21 protein-coding genes are annotated in these 17,629 nt (G+C 68.0%); 17 read left to right on the top strand and 4 right to left on the bottom strand.

Annotated features, from left to right (window positions below; all coding sequences use genetic code 11):
* Nucleotides 1-191: 191 nt before the first annotated feature.
* The 3 genes from KZI27_RS01080 to KZI27_RS01070 all read right to left on the bottom strand — a co-directional run bounded on the left by KZI27_RS01080 (nucleotide 192) and on the right by KZI27_RS01070 (nucleotide 2,812).
* A complete protein-coding gene (locus KZI27_RS01080) occupies nucleotides 192-356 on the bottom strand; it encodes a hypothetical protein (protein ID WP_222657573.1) in 165 nt (54 codons plus the stop codon).
* A gap of 20 nt (nucleotides 357-376) precedes the next feature.
* Complete coding sequence (locus tag KZI27_RS01075) at nucleotides 377-2,272, bottom strand: hypothetical protein (protein WP_222657572.1); 1,896 nt, start codon at nucleotides 2,270-2,272, stop codon at nucleotides 377-379.
* 240 nt (nucleotides 2,273-2,512) lie between these two features.
* Complete coding sequence (locus KZI27_RS01070) at nucleotides 2,513-2,812, bottom strand: hypothetical protein (protein ID WP_222657571.1); 300 nt, start codon at nucleotides 2,810-2,812, stop codon at nucleotides 2,513-2,515.
* Nucleotides 2,813-3,077: 265 nt separating this feature from the next.
* Between KZI27_RS01070 and KZI27_RS01065 the strand changes: the two genes are divergently transcribed.
* Nucleotides 3,078-3,797: a hypothetical protein gene (locus tag KZI27_RS01065; protein WP_222657570.1), complete on the top strand. Its 720-nt coding sequence runs from the start codon at nucleotides 3,078-3,080 to the stop codon at nucleotides 3,795-3,797.
* A 4-nt stretch (nucleotides 3,798-3,801) separates the two neighbouring features.
* The gene (locus KZI27_RS01060) at nucleotides 3,802-4,539 is read left to right on the top strand and encodes a hypothetical protein (protein WP_222657569.1); all 738 of its coding nucleotides are present in this window, start codon (nucleotides 3,802-3,804) and stop codon (nucleotides 4,537-4,539) included.
* Here KZI27_RS01060 and KZI27_RS01055 read toward each other — a convergent pair.
* Entirely contained in the window at nucleotides 4,536-4,868 is a 333-nt protein-coding gene (locus KZI27_RS01055; protein WP_222657568.1) for an ArsR/SmtB family transcription factor, read from the bottom strand. The genes KZI27_RS01060 and KZI27_RS01055 overlap by 4 nt on opposite strands.
* A 156-nt stretch (nucleotides 4,869-5,024) precedes the next feature.
* Here KZI27_RS01055 and KZI27_RS01050 point away from each other — a divergent pair, with 156 nt between their 5' ends.
* The 15 genes from KZI27_RS01050 (at nucleotide 5,025) to KZI27_RS00980 (ending at nucleotide 17,629) form a co-directional block, all read left to right on the top strand.
* A complete protein-coding gene (locus KZI27_RS01050; RefSeq protein WP_222657567.1) occupies nucleotides 5,025-6,425 on the top strand; it encodes a MinD/ParA family protein in 1,401 nt (466 codons plus the stop codon).
* An 18-nt stretch (nucleotides 6,426-6,443) separates the two neighbouring features.
* Complete coding sequence (locus KZI27_RS01045) at nucleotides 6,444-6,800, top strand: hypothetical protein (protein ID WP_222657566.1); 357 nt, start codon at nucleotides 6,444-6,446, stop codon at nucleotides 6,798-6,800.
* Complete coding sequence (locus tag KZI27_RS01040; RefSeq protein ID WP_222657565.1) at nucleotides 6,800-7,537, top strand: hypothetical protein; 738 nt, start codon at nucleotides 6,800-6,802, stop codon at nucleotides 7,535-7,537. The genes KZI27_RS01045 and KZI27_RS01040 overlap by 1 nt, the downstream gene beginning before the upstream one ends.
* Nucleotides 7,537-8,955 carry a hypothetical protein gene (locus KZI27_RS01035; protein WP_222657564.1) on the top strand — a complete coding sequence of 473 codons (1,419 nt, stop codon included), beginning with the start codon at nucleotides 7,537-7,539 and terminating at the stop codon, nucleotides 8,953-8,955. The genes KZI27_RS01040 and KZI27_RS01035 overlap by 1 nt, the downstream gene beginning before the upstream one ends.
* A 30-nt stretch (nucleotides 8,956-8,985) precedes the next feature.
* Complete coding sequence (locus KZI27_RS01030) at nucleotides 8,986-9,393, top strand: hypothetical protein (RefSeq protein ID WP_222657563.1); 408 nt, start codon at nucleotides 8,986-8,988, stop codon at nucleotides 9,391-9,393.
* Complete coding sequence (locus KZI27_RS01025; RefSeq protein WP_222657562.1) at nucleotides 9,393-11,009, top strand: hypothetical protein; 1,617 nt, start codon at nucleotides 9,393-9,395, stop codon at nucleotides 11,007-11,009. Before KZI27_RS01030 ends, KZI27_RS01025 begins: the two co-directional genes overlap by 1 nt.
* Nucleotides 11,006-11,284 (top strand): hypothetical protein, encoded by a 279-nt coding sequence (locus KZI27_RS01020; protein ID WP_222657561.1) that lies wholly within the window; start codon nucleotides 11,006-11,008, stop codon nucleotides 11,282-11,284. Before KZI27_RS01025 ends, KZI27_RS01020 begins: the two co-directional genes overlap by 4 nt.
* Nucleotides 11,281-13,140, top strand: coding sequence for a hypothetical protein (locus tag KZI27_RS01015; protein ID WP_222657560.1), 1,860 nt, complete (start codon nucleotides 11,281-11,283; stop codon nucleotides 13,138-13,140). Before KZI27_RS01020 ends, KZI27_RS01015 begins: the two co-directional genes overlap by 4 nt.
* Entirely contained in the window at nucleotides 13,137-13,688 is a 552-nt protein-coding gene (locus KZI27_RS01010; RefSeq protein WP_222657559.1) for a hypothetical protein, read from the top strand. The genes KZI27_RS01015 and KZI27_RS01010 overlap by 4 nt, the downstream gene beginning before the upstream one ends.
* A gap of 13 nt (nucleotides 13,689-13,701) precedes the next feature.
* Nucleotides 13,702-14,814, top strand: a complete 1,113-nt coding sequence (locus tag KZI27_RS01005) for a hypothetical protein (protein ID WP_222657558.1) — start codon at nucleotides 13,702-13,704, stop codon at nucleotides 14,812-14,814.
* Nucleotides 14,811-15,032 carry a hypothetical protein gene (locus KZI27_RS01000; RefSeq protein ID WP_222657557.1) on the top strand — a complete coding sequence of 74 codons (222 nt, stop codon included), beginning with the start codon at nucleotides 14,811-14,813 and terminating at the stop codon, nucleotides 15,030-15,032. The genes KZI27_RS01005 and KZI27_RS01000 overlap by 4 nt, the downstream gene beginning before the upstream one ends.
* Nucleotides 15,029-15,493, top strand: coding sequence for a hypothetical protein (locus KZI27_RS00995; RefSeq protein WP_222657556.1), 465 nt, complete (start codon nucleotides 15,029-15,031; stop codon nucleotides 15,491-15,493). Before KZI27_RS01000 ends, KZI27_RS00995 begins: the two co-directional genes overlap by 4 nt.
* On the top strand, nucleotides 15,486-15,818 hold the full coding sequence (locus KZI27_RS00990) for a hypothetical protein (RefSeq protein WP_222657555.1): 333 nt from the start codon (nucleotides 15,486-15,488) through the stop codon (nucleotides 15,816-15,818). The genes KZI27_RS00995 and KZI27_RS00990 overlap by 8 nt, the downstream gene beginning before the upstream one ends.
* Nucleotides 15,819-15,939: 121 nt before the next feature.
* Nucleotides 15,940-16,242, top strand: a complete 303-nt coding sequence (locus KZI27_RS00985) for a hypothetical protein (protein ID WP_222657554.1) — start codon at nucleotides 15,940-15,942, stop codon at nucleotides 16,240-16,242.
* Complete coding sequence (locus KZI27_RS00980; protein WP_222657553.1) at nucleotides 16,235-17,629, top strand: hypothetical protein; 1,395 nt, start codon at nucleotides 16,235-16,237, stop codon at nucleotides 17,627-17,629. The genes KZI27_RS00985 and KZI27_RS00980 overlap by 8 nt, the downstream gene beginning before the upstream one ends.

Below are 17,629 nucleotides of genomic sequence, written 5' to 3'. Positions count from 1 at the left end.
TACCAGTATTACTGATGATGCCTGTTTTGCCAGCAAGACAAGCGGTGGTTGCGATCTAAGATATACCCGCTTTACTGGTAATGCAAGCATCGCCGACATCCCAAGTAGTACGGGTACGGCTGGCATAGAGTGCACTACTTGGGCTGCAAGTAATGCCGGTATCGGTTGCTCTTCATTGCAGGCAGCCGAGGTCAGTGCGTCAGGCTGTGGACCATCGCGACGACAAGCAGCACGCAAAAGCTCACTCCGAGTCCAGCGCCGGTAATCGTGTCGAGAAGCCCGCCTTCGGCCGTCCACTCACGCTTGCTGTGTTCGGTGACGCCGTCAGGGTCGGAGGAACGACGCTCTGGGCTCATACGGTGCAGGCTAGCGCCACCTAGGCGGAGAGCTCGAGGTCGCGGAGGGCTTGGAGGCCGATGGTGGTGACTACGCGGTACGCCGTTGTGTGGTCGCCAAGGCCGTCGGGATGCGTCGGGTACTCCGGAAAGGCGTCTGGGCCGCCGCGCGCGTCGGTGAGGACGAATCGGACGGGCATGGTCTTGGGGGAGCGGGGGTCTCGTTGATGTCGGGTGCGTGGCTGTCGGCCGCCTCGGGTGGAGAGGTGTTCCTTCCACCAGGCCCACATCTCTCGTTCGGCCGCGTAGAGCGCGTTGCGGCGCTTGAGCAGACCGTCGACGCCGAGTGCTGCGGCGATCCGTCGTCGGTGGTCGTGTACGCGGCGGCGCCAGCCGCCGGGTACACGGGTTGCGAGGGAGTACCGGCGGAGGATCCTCAGCGACGCACGGACCCGTCCTACGGGAAGTCCCGCACGGTCGGCGACTTGCTGCGGTGTACGAGCATCGCGCTGCAGGGCTTCGTACGCGCGACGGGCGGTGGAACCGAGGCCATTACGGGTGAAGACGTCGTGTCGGCCGGCTTCGAGCTCGTCGGTCAGTTGGTCGAGCAGAACGGTACGGGTGTCAAAAAGCTGCCCCGGGGGGCGGGCGTTCATATTGTGAAGTGGTTCGACATGTTTCTGGGCTGTGGAGAACGTGTTCCCGAGGGCGTAGACGGCCGCGTGGTCGTCGTCGTGTGCGCGCCGCTTGGCCAGGTGGCCCGCCTTGACGAGCCGCAAGAGGGTCCTGCCAGCGGTCGGAGCGGGTATCCCGGTAAGGGTGGCCACGGAGCGTTTCGCGGCCGCGACAGTGCGGGAGCCGCTGGTGAGGGTGAGCCACGCGATCGCGCGGAGCACCGTGGCATCGTGGAGGCCGTGTTCCGTGACCGCCCACCGGCCGGGGGAGACCCGCAGTGCCGTCATCACGGCGTCGACGTCGTCGACGAGCGCGGCGAGCTCGGAGAGGTCCTTCGGCGCGGTCCAGTCGGGGCGGACGCTGTCCGTGACGACGTGATCCAGGGCGCGTTCCCACTGTTTGTGCATCCGCGCCTCGGCTTCCGCCGACTGCAGGCGACGCCGGCGCCCGGAGGGGAGGCGCTTGGTGCGGTAGTGCTCCATCCCCGGCGCCGTCTGCGCGGCATGGCGGACGTCATCGAACGACCAGCCCGCACGGGCGGCCGCGAGCAGGCACAGGTAGCCGTTGTGCGACGGGTTCGCGCCGCCGCCGGCGACAGCCATGCTCCGCTCGCCATGCGGCGACAACGGCTTGCGGGGCCGGTAGCCAGGAACGAGCCGGCCCATGGGCTGCTCCTGCTCGGGGGAGTCGGCGGGGCGGAGCTGCCGAAACGCGGCGATCAGCCGCAGCATCCGCTCCGCGTCAACACGGCCTGGAGCATCCCGGTGCAGCATCGCGAGATCCCCAGCCATCAGCTGTGACGTCCCACCGGCGGGGTGCGGTGACAGTGGCGGACGTACAGCGCCGCTGGTGGCGTTGTGGAGCATGCCGCGGTCCAGGGTCTCCGACAGGACCGCTTTCGCTGCCGCTGACAGCTGCTCCATCAGACCCAGCGGCAACGCGGCCGTCGGCACCCACACGTGATAGCCGCCGCCGGGGGAGGAGCGCAGCACCACATGCGGGACGTTCTCACCCTCGAGCACCCGCACCAGCACACCGAGCTCCTCAGCCGCGGCCGGGTGATCTTCCGGCTTCTTCGCGTCCAGGTCGAACACCGCGAACCAGAACCGGCCCTCCGCATCCGCGAGGTGCACCGTCCACGGCGCCGACGGCGGCCGCGGATCCCGCACCCACCGGCGCGCCGGGTACGACGACGACAGTTCCCCGTGCGCATCACGAATCATGCACTGGACCTGCGGACGGACCGCGATCGCCTGCGTCAAAGCCCACGCATTGTCCGCTCCGGACACGCTCGTCGAATTACCTAATAGATCTGAGGCAGATAAGGCTATGATGGGGTCACCTCCTCCTCTCGGGGTGGCGGTACGGCGAAGGCTCCCGGCTCCAACCGGGCTTCTTCTCTCGGAACCTCAGGACCTGATCTGCTTGGCGGCTGTGCCAGGTGCTGAGATACATGACTTGGGGCTATGCCCCGGACCCCCGCTTCGGCGGGGGTTCTGTCGTTAAGCGGTCTGTTTGAGCGCCTCCGTGGTGTCATCAGTTAGCAACGGCAGTGCGCCGTGCTCGGTCTTGACCAGGAGCGCCAGGCGCTCGAGGTACATCGACAGGGAGAGGTTGCCGGACGCACGTGCGGCCTGACCAAAGTCCTCTGCCGTGGTCGGGGCGAAGGAAACATGGTCGTATACGGCCTTCTGCCCACGCGGCAGCCGGTTGCGTCGAGTTCCAGCGTTCACACCCATGCCCGCAGTCTGTCGTGTTAACAAGCGGTTAGGCGCGCAGGCGCGCCGGTGGTTCGCGGTCACGCTGCGTTTGTCCACCGGGTGTAACCGGGCAACCAGCCCTCGACCGCTGCGTTGAACTCGTCGGCGCTGGCGGATCGGAATGTCGCGAACTCCCGGGCGGGGCCGGAGCGCCAGATGAGCTCTGGGGTAGTGTCGCAAGCAGAGACGGTCACTTGTGCTTTGCTACGAGTAGTCATGATGACCTCCGGTAGTTCCGGGCTGCGAGTCGGGTCTCGTGAGCAGATTGTCAACCAGGGTAAGTTGTTGTCGAATGGTACTCTAGAGCATGCTCTCGGAAGATGCGTTCGCGGCGTGGCTGGCGATGGTAGGTGCGCCGTCGCGGTCCGGTGAGCTGGCGTCTCTGATCGGGGAGAACGTCGCCAAGATCAGAGCGCAGCGACTTCGCTCACGCGTGTCGTGGTCGGTCGTGGTCGCGGTGAGTCGCGCTCTGGGTAGAAACCCTGTTCGGGATCTCCAGGGATTCCCCGTGTTCGCTGCGGTGGACGTGGTCCAGCCAACATCGCGAGAAGCGCTCAGCCAGGTGCAGGTCGAGGATGTCTTGTTGGAGATCTCGAAGCGGCGCCGGTCGGAGATCGCCAGGATGGTTGGCGCTGCGGGGTACGAGCTACAAGCCTTCCCGTTCGAAGAATCCACCCGCTACTGGTTCGATGCCATGGACGCCAACGGAACCCTTCGAGGCAGGCTTGTCGAGGCAACTACCCTTGACAAGACTTCCCTCTCACGGGCTATCAGCGCGAACACGCTGAGTCCGGAGCAGGCCGTGACCGCAGCCGTCATGGCCGGTGGGACGCCGACAGTGGGGCTGGTCATCATCGGCCTGGTGTCGGCTGCGGAGGCGGGGTGGGCTCCGACCGTACGTGACACCGCGCTCATCGAGTGCTCGGACACCGACCTCATCGACCTCGCCGACGCCCGATTGAGGACGCTGCGCAGAAAGATCCGGGCGGATCTTGTGGAAGCGAACTACTGGAAGACCCTGGGGTGAGCACGTGGACTTCACATTGACAATCATCATGGCCGCGGTGGCTATCCCGGCTGCGCTGTTGGCTGTGACGCGGCTTCCACAGTGGAGCCGACGCCGCAACCTCCGCGCAATCAGCGCGTTCCTGCTGCTATCGGCGTCGTTCGCGCTGATGATCCCGGGGATCTACACGGCACTCGATGTCGGTGATAACAACGCCCTGGACCTTGTCATCAAGGGGGTCCTCTTCCTCTCCCTCAACATCGTGTGCGTAGACCTCGCGGACGCCAACGGCGCACCACGGCTCGCGCGTCGCATGAATGGCGGTCTGGGGTGGGCCATCTTCGGATCGTTCATGATCGCACTGGCGATGATGCTGGCACTCATCGGCGCCCACGCGTCGAGCCCGGCCCTCGAGGCATACCGGAGCGATCCGCTGGTCGTCTGGTACAACACGCTGGCGAACGCTTATCCGGCAGTGATCGGTGTAGCGCTAGCGCCGCACCTGCTCGCGACGATCCGAGACACGGGTGCATCGGCGAAACGACGTCGCAACGCGACGCTCGTCACTGTCGGCTTCCTCATGAGTGTCGTCGGCACAGTTCTGCTTCCCGTTTTTGCGGGGTCAACGTCGACGTACCGCCTGGATCAGGTGATCAACGGCATTGCGGCCATCTGCGTCGTCGTGGGTTTTATCTTGGCCTACCGCGAGATGGGCACGCAGAAGTACAACAGCGTCCGTAGGTCGGCACTCAGCGTCGATTAGGAGCCCCAGTCTCCGTCAGTGACGAATGCCCGCCAGAGGTCAATGAGCTGCTGCAGACGCTCGCGGTCAAGCGTGTAGGTGACCGAGCGGCCGTGCCGGCGGTCGGCAGGCACATCGGTCGAGACGACAGCCCACTGCTCAAGCTGTTGCATCGAAGCACTGATGGTGCCCTGGAGGATGCCGAGCTCTCGAACAAGCTCTGACGCTGTTGTCGAACCGTTCAGCCAGAGGTAGCGCACGACGAGGGCCTTCGTTCGATTGCCCATGATCGCGCTGGCGACGTCGAGGTCGGGCTCCGTTGGGTCTAGCGGGTCCTGGGGTCTCGGCACGCCCTAAGTGTGGCGTAGCACCCGTCACACTGTCTCACTACCTGGTTTTGACAAACTGAGTTAGTATTACCCTCGGAAGAGGGTCTTCTGCTGACCGTCAAGGTTCAACCTCCGCTGTGGCAGGGGACCCACAACTTATTAAGTTGGAGGGCTCTCTTGGAGACTCAGCACCACATCGAGGGGCACCGTACCCCCGACCCTGTCCATAGCCTGTTTCGTTCGAGCGAAGCGGAGGTCTCCACCAGTGAGGTGGCACAGAGCGGCTTCCGCGGCGCCCTGAACCGTTTCGGGTTCAAGCTGCGGCCCGGCGCCGCGGAACAGCAGGCGCGGGAGCGCGGCGCGGCGCTCGAGAGCGCGCGGGCGGTGATCCTGCACAGCGCGTTCACGCGACCCGTCGGTGTGCTGATCGCGAACCCGAAGGGCACGTCCGGGAAGACGCCGGCGACGCTGGGGCTCGCGTCTGCGTTCGCTGCCGTCAAGGGCAATGGCATCTGCGCGCTCGAGGTCGCGGATGACTCTGGCACGCTGGCGCTCCGGGCGGAGGGCACCCCGCAGCTGGATCTCGGTGACCTGGTGCGTGACATCGCGTCGATCCGGTCGTCGGGGCAGCTCGCTGGCTACGCCGTGCAGCAGTCCTCGTTCGTCGACGTATTCGGATCCCGGCCGGGGGAGTCCCGGCCGGCGCTGACGGCGGACGACGTCGTAGGTGTCTCTCGGGTGATCGATGAGTACTACCGGTTCCGGTTCATGGACTCCGGCAACGTCGTCACGACGGGGCCGTTCCTCGGTGCGATCGACGTCGCGGACGTTCTGGTCGTGCCGGTGATGATGGCCCGCGACTCCGGGTTGAAGGCGATCGAGATGCTCGACGGTCTGATTGCCGCTGGCGGCCACGCGGCCGAGCTGGCTCGGAACGCCGTGATCCTGCGGATGACGGATGGCCGTCCTGAGAACAGCGCCGACCGTGACGACGTCGTGCGCTACCTCGAGGAGCGCGGCGGAGCACGACAGTTCGACATCCCGTTCGACGCACACATCGCGGAACGGCGTGACATCACGTGGGCGAAGGTGTCCCAGGCGACGCAGGATGCGTTCACGTTCGCGGCCGCGGAGATCGTCCGCGTGGTGCGCGGCGAGGCACCTAGCACGGCGTCGGCGTCCCGGCCGAGCGAAGCGGTGCCTGCGTCCGGGCCGGACGACGACGGCCTCGACGCGGCGTCCGAGCCCGAGCCCGAAGCGGCCACACCGCAGCCGGTGTCAGCATCCGCGGCGCCGCAGGCGCCGGTCGTACCGACGGTGGCGCCGGATCCGCGTGAGGACTGGGTGACGTGCCCGGAGTGCGGCAAGCAGACGCCGCAGGCGTCGTACTGCGCGTTCTGCCGGCACCAGCTCACCGACACGGTCAACCTGCAGCGCTTCTACGGCCGCGCCCGTCGCGCGTCCGGGTACGCCGAGCCTGCGGAAGACCTCCCCGAGCAGCTGCGTGCGCTCCCTCTCGTCCCCACCGACGACCCCGAAACCGACGACGACGACGGCTCCGGCCGGGCGTCGGCGTAACCCACGAAAGGACTCTCCATGTCTGTTCTGCCCATCTCCACCGCCCCGGTGCCGACGCGTGTCGTCGCGGCGTGCTCGGGGAACAACACGAACCCGTTCTGCGGGGTGACGCCGAACTTCGACTGGCTCGGTGACGGCTTCAACGCCGTGTGGGTGCCAGCCCTCGGCGGTGCGCTCGGGATCGCGCTGATCATCCTGGCGTTCTTCTTCATCAAGGCCCTGCTGGGTCTGCGGAAGGCGCTCGATGCGAAGAAGCCGAACGAGGCCGAGCACGCCCGGAACGTCGCGTTCGGGACCGGGCTGGCGATCGCGGGCGTGATCCTCGCCCCGACCCTGTTCGTGGCGATCACGACCGCCGCGCAGCGAGGCGCCTGATGAGCGCCCCCGACCAGCACGAAAGCACCGGACAGCGGAAGCGGGTCAGCGTCCGGAAGGCGGTGCTGATCTTCGCCGCCGCGGTGGTCGCCGCCGCCCTGGTGGTGCTGATCGTCGTGGCCCTGCTGCCGCGCCCGACGAGCACGCCCGCAGCGTCCGCCTCAGCACTGGCGACGTCGTCTGCGACGCCGGGTTCGGCGCCAACAGTGGACAGTCTCGGTACCTCGGAGCGGCGCACCGTATCGGGGTGCGTTGCCGGGGCCGGGATCACGGGAGAGGATCTGCTGCAGCTGCGGCGGACGAAGGACTTCACCGTCGAGGGCGCCGCGGAGTTCCTCGGCGGGTTCCTGCAGGTCACGTCCGCGGCCGACCCGGAGTGGCGGTCCGGAATCGATCAGGTGGTGAACATCGCCACCACCGGTGCAGCGCACGACCTGCTGCAGAACCAGATCGACGAGGGCACCCCCTACGCGGACGCACAACAGCACACCGCCGACCTGGCAAAGGGTGCGTTCAAGGTGGTCGACCTCACCACCCACACGGTGACGATCGACATCGCCGCGCCGACGACCACCGACGGGAAGGCCGACGTCCGGAACGGGCAGACCAACTACACGGGTGGTCAGTTCACGCTCACCGCCACGGCCGGCGGTTGGGTCGTGTCGGGTGCGTCCGGTGACGGTGACTGGCGGCAGAACGCCACCCAGACCGGCACCACGTTCACGGAGGGGTGCTGATGGCTTGGTGGCAGGACGCCGGCGCGAACCTCGCTAGCGGGTTGACGGGCATCGTCGCCGGGATCGTCGGTCACGGTGCGAAAGCAGCATCCGACGTGGTGAAGGCGGTGGAGTTCACGAAGGACCCCGCCGGGTACATCACGTCGCTGTTGCAGCAGGGCGTGTACGTGGTGGCGACGAAGCTGGTCCCGCCGATGATCGACGCGCTGCACCCCGACTACACGGCGAAGTGGTGGATCTCGTCGTACCGGGTGTCGTTCGGGATGGCGTTCCTCGTCGCGGCGGTGCTGCTGGTGATCTCGTTCGTGCAGACGCAGAAGGGCAAGAACTCCGGCAAGGAGCTCGCCGAGACCCTGTTCGTGGCGCTGCCTGGGTTCGTCATATCCGCTGCGTTCGGGCCCCTGGTCGGGCAGCTGGTCGGGAAGGTGTTCGTCCAGCTCGAGGACTCGATCGCGTTGTGGTCGGTGTCGTCGTCGACGAAGGACTACTTCACCAGCCTCGGCGACGCCGCAGCGTCCGACAACGCGCAAGCGTTGTGGGGGACGGCGCTGATCTCGCAGATCACCCTCATCGGGTTGCTGCTCGGGATGATCGTGGTGGTGTTCGTGCTGCTGATCCAGCTCGCCACGATGTACCTCACCGGTGCGCTGATGTCGCTGTTCCTGGTGTGGCTGATCAACGCCCGCACCCGGCACCTGGGAAAGATCGGCCCGACGGTGTGGATCGCGTTGAACTTCGCCCACGCCCTACTGATCCTCCTCGTCGGCATCGTGTTCCGCGCCGTCGGTGGCCTGCAGATGAAGGCCATGAACGGTGACGCCGGCGACTTCGCCGTGTTCGTCAACCTCGCCCTCCCGGCAGTGCTGATCTGCATGATGATCTTCGCCCCGATGGCGCTGATGAAGATCGCCTCCCCAGCCGCCGCCGCACTCGGCGGCGGCGGGCAGTCCCGCGACGGCGGGCTGAACAGCCCCAACGCCGGCTCCGTTCCGCAGGTCCCCACCAGCGGTGGTGGTCGTGGCGGCGGAGGCGGGGCGGGGCCGCAGAGTCCGAACGACGCCGCGCAGAACGGCAGCGGCGGCGGCAAGGGGTGGACCCCGTCGACGCAGCCTGCACAATCCAGCGGTGGTGGGTCTACGACGATCAACGCCACCGGCGGCAGCGGCGCCGGGGCTGGAGGTGCAGCGAATCAGGCGGCGCAGTCCGGCGGACGGAAGACCGCGCAGGCGGCCGCGCAGAAGGGCGCCACCACCGCCGCCGGCAAGACCGCGACCGCCGGCACCGCAGCGACCGGTGTCGGCGCCCCCGTCGCCGTCGCCGCGGTTCTCGCCAACGCCGCCCTCAAGGCAGCCGCGTCCGCGGTGCGTGCCGGCCACCAGGCCGCCGAGCAGGCCGGCGACGCCGGCTCCCACGACTAACCCGCTCTGACCTCTGAAGGAGTGCTCCTGATGCGTACCTGGAAGCGTTACCCGGCGAATCTGCCGGACCCATCCACCGTCGCCCCCGGCACCGTCGTCGCGTCCGACGGCTGGGGCCTGTGGGGTGAAGGGCAGGGGTGGCGGCAGCGTACGGGCCGGTTCACCGGCCCGACCTGGACTGCCGTGTTCCTCGAGACGCCGTCGTTGCGGGCGGTACGGCGGAAGGTGACCGACCTGGTGCTGTTGCTCTCGGTCGGATACATCGCCGGCGTCTTCGGGTGGACTGCTGCCCGTGCTGGGCAGCAGATGACCACCCTCGACATCCATCTGATCGCCGGTTCCGTCATGGCCGTGTTCGTGTCGCTGCTCGTTGTCGGGTGGGGGCGGTTCAGCGTCGATGACCCTCGTGGGGTGCCGCAGGCAGGGGCGGTGCGCTGATGCGGACCTCACTGATCGGCGGTGACGTCACCCACCGTGGCCTCTTCGGCGGACGGATCTCCAAGACTCGGGTCTGGACGTTGAGCGTTGCGCTGGTTGCCGGGTTCACGGCGGCCGCGTTCTGGCAGCTGTGGGGCCTGATCGCGTTGGCGGTGCTGCCGTTGGTGGCGTGGTTCGTGACCATCGACACCGAGAACAACACCGTCCTGCAGCGGAACATCGACAAGCGCTCCTACCGCGACCGTGTGCAGCGTGGTCTGACAACGTTCGTCCCGTACGACAAAGACGGCTGGGACGCGCTCACCGACGCGTGGTCGTCCGCCCGCGGCCGGAGGGCGCGCCGTGCGGCGGAGCGACAGATGCACGCGATGCGGCTCACACCCGACGGGGTCGAGGGGATGCTGTGGCTCCGCGAGCGGAACCGGATGCCCGGCATTCAGTGGCACCGTCCGTCGTTCGGGCAGGAATACCTCGCCGTGGTGTTCAGCACCACCGGGCAGGTCGAGGGCATCGAATCCGACGCCGTCTTCGACGCCTCCGCCGCCGGCTACGAGCAGGTGCTCGCCCAGTTCGGTGCAGCACTGACGCTCCCGAACCGGGTGCAGACGATCTCCCGGATCCTGCCCTCCGACCCGGCCCCGCACGAGGCGTGGCTCGCCGAGCACGGTGACGACTCGATCCCGGACGAAATCCACGAGTCCTACCGGGAAGTCGTCGACGACATCTCCGCAGCGCAGCTGGTGAACCGGCCCATGTTCGTCGTCTGCTGGCCCGTCACGGACCGGTTCGTCGCCCGCGCCGAACGCGCCGGCGACGGCATCGACGGCTGGCTGGCGGTCATGGACCGGGAAATCCGGTCCGTGACGGCGGCGTTCACGGCGGCCCGGTTCCGGAACGTGCGTGCGTTGACGGCGCGGCAGACCGCCGCGGTCCTGCGGCACCTGCAGCACCCCGGGTTCCCGATGGACCAAGCCGGGGACATCACCCCGGACCGGGCATGGCTGCCCTCGCAAGAGGACTGGTCCTACATGACCTACGTCGGCGCCCCCGAGGGGCAGCTGTCGCAGTCGCTGTCGCGCACCTGCCGGGTGACGGCGAAGGACGTGAAGATCTCGCACCGCACGTCGCTGTGGATGGCACCGATGCTCGGCGAGATGGAACACCAAGTCGTGCGAACGATCAGCTTCCACCTCGAGCTGACCCCGCAGGACCACGCCCTGTTCCTGGCGGAAAAGGACCGCGTGTCCGACATCGCGGACGCGAACCGGCGGGCCCGCGGCGGCGGCATCGAGGACACCACCCTCACCGTCGAGCAGGAAGCCGCGAAACGGCGCATCGCCGACCTCACCCCCGGCACCGGGTACGCCGGCGCGAACTGGGTCGGCTACATCACCGTCACCGCCGGGAGCCGGCAGGAGCTCTCCGACGCCGTCGAAGAGATCACCGCCGCAGCATCGAACGCCGGGATCAGCAAGCTGACCTGGCTCGACCCGCACCAGCAGACCGCCGCCGCATACACATGGCCCGTCGGCCGCGGCATCGCCTCCTCGAACGCGTCCATCGGCACCCGCGTGGAGAAGCTCGCAGCCGGCAAGGAAGCGAAGGAATCGCTGTGACCCTCGATCAGATCTTCTTCGCCGTGTTCGGCGCGGTGTTCTTCCTCGCGTTCGGAACAGCGCTGCTGTCGGCGGTGCGACCGACCATGGGCGCCGCGATCACGTTCCTCACCGCGATCGCGCTCAGCATGCCGGCCGCGACCCTGGTCGGTCCGGTCGCGGGAATCTGCGTGTTGGTGCTGCTCCCGCTGGCCGTGCTGTACGGGTGGTCCCGCCGGGCGACCCGCCGCCTGCTGCGCCACACCGATGACCAGGAAGCGGCGGAGTCGCTGTGATCGTCATCGGCTGGTCGTTGATCATCGCCGTGCAGGCGACGTTCGCTCTCGCGATCATCACCATCTACCGCGGCGCAGCCCGCCGATCGAACCGGCACGCCTGGGCCGGAATGGGCTGGGGCGTGCTCGGTGTCGCTGGCCTCGCCCTCGGCTCCGCGATCACCCCGCTCGCCGGCGTGCTGCTGATCGCTGTGACAGCCCTCGCTGCGTGGCTGCTCCGGCGCCGCATCCGGCAGCTCACCACCACCAACCTCGAACAGAGCAGGACCAACTCGATGAGCGCGACGACGAACAGCCCGAACGAGACGGACGAGCCGTACGAGCCGACCCGTCGTGCTCGGCGCGCAGGACTGCTGTCCGCGAAGCAGCGGGTCAAGCGGAGCATCCGGTCCGCGCCGGTCGCAGTCGACGACGTCACCGACGAGCTCGCCCCAGGGAAGGACGCCAACGGGTTCCCTGTAGCCGCGGACGGCGGTTACCAGCCGAAGCGGCGGAAGCTGCTGACCCGGATGGGCTACTACGGCCCCCTGGTGAAGGGGGCGCCGTCGACGACCCGGCAGGTGGAGATCCTCAACCCGGCACCGATCGCGTCGCCGATGGAGTTCCAGGGGCTGCTGTCGGGCATCGAGACGTTGTCGTCGACGCCGGCGACGAACGACCAGTTCGCGGCGTTCCGCGCAGGGAAGGTCACCAGTGCGAACGTGTGCACGATTGGCGACGTCGGGGTGGGGAAGTCGACGCTGATGAAGTGCGACTACGTGCTCCGCCCGCTGGTGTTGAAGGGCCGCCGGGTGGTGGTCATCGACATCAAGCCGTTCACCGGTGACTCCGGGTTCGGGGAGTACACCCCCGTCGCTGCAGCGATCGGGGTCGATCCGATTCGGTTCATCATCGCTGACACGTCCACCTCCGCCGCCCGTGAGGGCGTGACGTTGAACCTGCTCGACAAGCGGCTGCTGCAGACACAGCTCGTGCCCGGCCCCACCGGCATGGTGCAGATGGTGCAGCAGGCCGCCGCGGTCCTCAACGACAACATCGAGCTGAACCGGTTCGAGAAGAAAGCCGTCCGCGTCGCCGTCCTGCACGCGCTCCGCTCGGCCGAGGACAAGGGGCGGTCGGCGAACATCCTCGACGTGCTCGAGCGGATCGGGGACATGGACGTCCCCGAGTACGCCGGGCTGAGCTCGTTCGTCAAGGACCACCAGGAGCTCGCCGGCTACGGCGCCCGGATCCTGCTCGAGCGGATCCCGGAAGAGATGCCCGGCCTGTTCGACGGCGACACCTCCTCGAGCGTGGCGCTGGATGACAAGGCGACGTTCTTCGACTTCAGCCAGCTGCCCGAGGACGGGCCCGCCCGGTCGATCGGGATGATGCTCGCCAACGCGTGGACCATCGGCGCGATCCGCACCTCCACGGAGCAGCAGCAGACGAACTTCTGCGTCGACGAAGGCTGGTTCCTCGTGGGCGGGCCGATGGGCGCCGTGATCCGGTCGAACTCGAAACTGTCCCGCGCGCTGGGCCTGTCGAACGTGGTGAACATCCACCACGTGGCCGACATCCCCACCGACGACCCCGCGATCTCCTTCATTAAGGAAGCCGGCACCCTGCACCTGTTCCGGCAGGCCCGGCAGGACGACGCGCAGCAGGCGGCCGCGATCGCGGGCCTGCGCACCGGGGCGTCGGACTACCTCATGACGCTGCCGCAGGGACACCACTTCAAGAAGGTCGGCATCGACGCCGAAACCCGGGTGGCGCACATCCGCTCGAGCCTGGAGAAGAAGATCACCGAGACGAACTACGCGATGGGGATGCTCGAGGACGAGAACGCGCAGCTGCCGAGCCTGGTGGCGGCATGAACGCCCGACAGGACGACAAGGGCCTCCCGACGTGGGCGGTGTTCACGGCCGCATTCGGCGCCGTCGCGATCATCCTCGGCGCAGGACTCGCCCTCGGACTCGCGCGGCAGACGTCGGTGCCCGCACCGGAACAGGCCGCGGCCACACCGACCACGACAGCGTCGACGGCACCCGTACCGACGTCGGCGCCGTCGGACACGCCGGAGTCGGCGGCCGCCGGCTTCGTGACCGCATTCACGGACCACCAGGTCCCGGTTGACGCGTGGCAGAAGACATACAGCGACTACCTCACCGAACAGGCGAAAACCGCGTACGCCGGCACGGACCGGACCCAGGTGCCCGGGACCCGGGTGACGGGGAAGGCGGTCGTCATCGCGGGCGCCTCCGCGGCTCCCGTGCCGGGTAGTGCGGACGATGACGGCGAGTCCGATCCGGTGCCCGCGATCGTCACCGTCCCCACCGACGCCGGCCGGTACACGGTCAACCTGCAGCAGCAGGGCGGCCGGTGGCTGGTGGTCTCCGCGCAACTGCCCAGGAGCACTCAGTGAACGGGGCCGGGCAGTGAAGGGCGGCATCCTCGCGGTGATCGCGCTGATCCTCGCCCCGATTCTGCTGATCGTCGGCGGGATCTACTTCGCCGTCGCCGCGTCATCGAACCCGCCCGCCGCGGCCGCCGCCGCATGCGGCACCGCGTCCGGGACAACCGGGACGGTGACCGCGACGGTGCCGGACAAGGTCGGGCAGTGGGGCCACGACCAGCTGACGGTGGCCGCGCAGCTGATCGGTGCTGCGGAGCAGATGCAGGTGAACCAGCAGGCCACCACGATCGTCGTGATGACCGCGATGGGGGAATCGTCGCTGTCGAACCCGAACCACGGTGACGCGGTCGATAACACCACCATCGGCGTGCTCCAGCAGAACGCCGCCTACGGCACCCGCGACCAGCGGCTCGACATCCCCACCGCTGCGAAGGCGTTCCTGACGAAGCTGCTGCAGGTCGACGGGTGGGAGTCGATGGAGCCGACTCTTGCCGCGCACGCCGTGCAGGGCAACGCCGACCCGTACCACTACGCCGAGTTCTTCTCCCAAGCCCAGGACGTCGTGAAGGCGCTCACCGGGACAGCGACGACGTCGGGCTGCGACGTCTCCGGGGATCAGAAGGAGCTCGCGTCGGTGCTGGCGGCTGCGTGGAAGAAGGGCACCTTCACCGACACGTACCACCCGCAGATGGTGGAGCAGGAGATCCTCCCGATCACCTCTGGCACCACCAAGCCCGGCTGCCAGGTCGACACTCGCATCCTGCAGATCCTCGTCGCCGCACTCAACAAGTACGGGTCCGTGCAGATCTCCGACATGAACCGGCCCTGTGTCGGGATCGGCACGCACTGCTCCTCGGGGTCGCTGCACTGCAAGAACCCGGCCGTGGCCGTGGACTTCAACTCTGTCGGTGGGAAACCGCTCCTCGGCTCGGGCCCGCAGGACATCGAGTTCCTGACCTGGTTGAACACGATCATGCCGAAGGGCTCGCAGGTCGGGCAGGTGCAGTGCCGGCCGAACACGCCCCTGTCGAACTTCCGCCAGTTCGAGGACCCGTGCTCGCATCAGCACGTCGACCTCGGCAGCACCACCGAGAAACTCACCCTGTCCGCGGCGAAGGGGAAGCCCCGCTCATGACTGCCACCCAGCCGCACCCGGACCCGATCGACCAGGTCCGCCGCGCCGTCGCCGCCTATCAGGCGTCGCGGCAGGCGCGGGATGACGCGATCGCGGACGCCGCGATCGCCGTCGGCCGGGAAGCCGCCGCGGAAGCGTCGGGACTGTCGATGTCCCGCATCCAGCAACTCGTCACCAACCGCAACCGCACCACCACTCACGGAGGGCAACCCGCATGACTATCCAGCAGACCGAACCGTCGACGACCATCAGCACCGTCGACGCCGCAGTGACGCAGGTCCGGCACCTCGTCGACAGCGACGTCGACGCGGTCCTGCCCTACGTCAGCGTCGGACACCACCCGAAAGGCGATCCGGCCGCGTCCCCGGTGGTCCGGTCGATCTTCGCCGCTTCCGTGGAGACCCTCGCTCACCCCTACAACGGCCGTCCCGCAGCGGTCGTGACCCTCACAGACGGGCGGGACCTGATCGTCGCCGTCGACCGGATCGCACACCTGCGCGGCTGCGTCACGTGCGAACCCATCTGGGTGAAGTACGAAGCGCTCGTCGATGGCCTCCCCGACGATGGGATGCTCTCCGCCCTCGGCGAGGTGGACACCAGCCGCGGCGCGATGAGCATCATCGTCGACGCGATCGACCTCGACATCGCTGACTCCGACGAGGCGGACGCTGATGCGTGACCGGCAGCCGGCCGAGGAACAGCCAACATTCACCGGCGACCTGCTCGGCGGCACGATCGACTGCACACCCACCGGCTGGATCAGCATCGACCCGTTCCGAGACGGCAACCAGGAGCAGTGGGTCGCGACCCTCATCACCGGCGTCGACCACGATCCCACCCTCGCGATCTGGTGTGTCACCGTGCGCGACCGGCCAGCGGAGCCGGTGGTGTGCTTCCTCGCCCCCGTCGGCGCGAGCCCCCGCCGGCTGACCGCACACGCAGCCCAGCGTTGTCCGCGATACCGCGTCCACGGCAGCCGATGCGCCGGCGCGACGCGGTCGTGATCGGCGCATGCGTCCTCGGGATCGCCGCGATCGCAGCCGTTGTGGCCATGCTGTTCGGCCACGACGTTTCGCACTTCGACGTCACCCCGATCTGACCCGCACCACTGAAGGAGAACGCATCATGTCTGACACCGACGCGCACGCCGCAGTGTTCACCGAAGCGGATCTCGGCGGGACGATCGCCTGCGACCTCACCGGCTGGCTCCCCATCAGCTTCGACGACGAAGCCGACGAACAGTGGGGCGTCACCCTGATCGCTGGGCTCCGACACGACCCAGCCCTCGCGCTGTGGGGGGTCGCCACGTGGGACCGCATGCAGCAGCCGGTGTGCTGCTTCACCGCACCAGTCACATCGTCCGAGGCGACGTTGCGGGCAGCCGCAGCGGCCGCGCTCGCATCCCTGGGAATGACCGCGCATGGGTAACACGGTCCACGACCCGCGGGTCGACGGGATCCCGGCCACAGCCACCGCCGCAGGGACGGTGTGGCACGGCATCCCGGTGTCGTTCCTGCCGCTCGTGGAACTCGCCGACGAGCTCCTCCCCCTCGGAACACCGGACTACTTACTGGAATGGCGGCGCGATGCCGCCGACACCACCCACGAGTGGACGCTCCTCACCGACTGGGACCGCAGCGCCCCGGTCGCGACGATCGGCCCGCAGCCCACCGTGGCCGGGCTCCTCGACGCCACCGAAACCGCGATCCGGGTCGTGTGGCCGTCCGCACGGATCGTGTGGGTCGTCGCGTCGACGCTGTGGGAAGCACACGACCAGTTCCCCGCCGGCGACACCCACGGCTGCTTCTACATCTGGGTCGTCGACACCGATCCGGACGAGAACCGACGACGCACGAAGCAGGTCACTGCCGCGAACACCAGGGAACCAGGCGTGTTCCAAATCCTCGGAGCGCTCCGGGACCGCCATCAGCAGGCGGCGACCTCAGCGGTCGACGACCAGGATGTCGCTGTCGCTTCCCACGCCGACGGTGAGCAAACCGTCGTGGATGCCGACAGTGTCGGACAGCACCGCAACGCCGCGGCGTGCACGCCCGACGAGAGCCGTGACTGTCGGTGGCGTATGCACCCACGCGATGGTGTCATCCGCGTCGGCGGGTTGCACCCGGACGGAGTAGCCGCCCTTCTTGTTCCGGAACTCCTCACGAACGTTGTGCGCGAGGACCGTGCGCAGGAACACCGGATGGTCAAGGCCGTTCACGGCGGCCTGGTGCAGTCGCCGCAACGACCCTACGGAGGGGCCGTAGGAGAACTGCTCCCACGGGATGTACCGGCTGCCGACATGTGCCCGGAATCGTGCGAGGACCAACGGCTCGTGCCGGTGCCTCGCAATGAACGCTGCGATCGAGGCCGCACCGCGAAGCACCTCGCGGCGGTAACTCGCAGGGCTGTGGCTGTTCTTGGGAACACCGACGTGCAGGTCGAGGCCGACACGGTTCGGGTCGCGCCCGTGACGGATGTTGACGACGTCGCCGTGCTTGTCGCGCAGTCTCGCGGCGACCGCCGCGAAGTCGTAGTCGCAACCAATGACGTGCCGTTGCTCTGGGGCGTCCTCCGTGCGACGGGGATGCACGAACGACGATGCCCGGGAATCGGTGCCGTTGCGGTGATGCAGCACCACCGGGCAGTCGTGCGTGGGGCACAGCCACCACGGGTGCGGCTTCATCCCGTGTACGAGGTCGTACTCCCACACCGACGCCGCCGTGACCGGCGCCCCACCCTGCGGGGGACGCGCCTCCCAAATACCCGCCATCCGCTCACTGTACGAAACGCGCGCACGCGCCGGAAGGACCGATAA

This window comes from Curtobacterium sp. TC1, assembly GCF_019844075.1.
Taxonomy (GTDB): Bacteria; Actinomycetota; Actinomycetes; order Actinomycetales; family Microbacteriaceae; genus Curtobacterium.
The sequence above is the reverse complement of the archived record's forward strand: the minus strand, read 5'-3'. Positions and strand labels throughout refer to the sequence as shown.

Bases quoted from the DNA above. Each gene is read 5' to 3' on its own strand.
- KZI27_RS01080 (WP_222657573.1), bottom strand. From the start codon at position 356: ATGAGCCCAGAGCGTCGTTCCTCCGACCCTGACGGCGTCACCGAACAC.
- KZI27_RS01065 (WP_222657570.1), top strand. From the start codon at position 3,078: ATGCTCTCGGAAGATGCGTTCGCGGCGTGGCTGGCGATGGTAGGTGCG.
- KZI27_RS01045 (WP_222657566.1), top strand. From the start codon at position 6,444: ATGTCTGTTCTGCCCATCTCCACCGCCCCGGTGCCGACGCGTGTCGTC.
- KZI27_RS01040 (WP_222657565.1), top strand. From the start codon at position 6,800: ATGAGCGCCCCCGACCAGCACGAAAGCACCGGACAGCGGAAGCGGGTC.
- KZI27_RS01035 (WP_222657564.1), top strand. From the start codon at position 7,537: ATGGCTTGGTGGCAGGACGCCGGCGCGAACCTCGCTAGCGGGTTGACG.
- KZI27_RS01030 (WP_222657563.1), top strand. From the start codon at position 8,986: ATGCGTACCTGGAAGCGTTACCCGGCGAATCTGCCGGACCCATCCACC.
- KZI27_RS01025 (WP_222657562.1), top strand. From the start codon at position 9,393: ATGCGGACCTCACTGATCGGCGGTGACGTCACCCACCGTGGCCTCTTC.
- KZI27_RS01010 (WP_222657559.1), top strand. From the start codon at position 13,137: ATGAACGCCCGACAGGACGACAAGGGCCTCCCGACGTGGGCGGTGTTC.
- KZI27_RS01000 (WP_222657557.1), top strand. From the start codon at position 14,811: ATGACTGCCACCCAGCCGCACCCGGACCCGATCGACCAGGTCCGCCGC.
- KZI27_RS00995 (WP_222657556.1), top strand. From the start codon at position 15,029: ATGACTATCCAGCAGACCGAACCGTCGACGACCATCAGCACCGTCGAC.
- KZI27_RS00990 (WP_222657555.1), top strand. From the start codon at position 15,486: ATGCGTGACCGGCAGCCGGCCGAGGAACAGCCAACATTCACCGGCGAC.
- KZI27_RS00985 (WP_222657554.1), top strand. From the start codon at position 15,940: ATGTCTGACACCGACGCGCACGCCGCAGTGTTCACCGAAGCGGATCTC.
- KZI27_RS00980 (WP_222657553.1), top strand. From the start codon at position 16,235: ATGGGTAACACGGTCCACGACCCGCGGGTCGACGGGATCCCGGCCACA.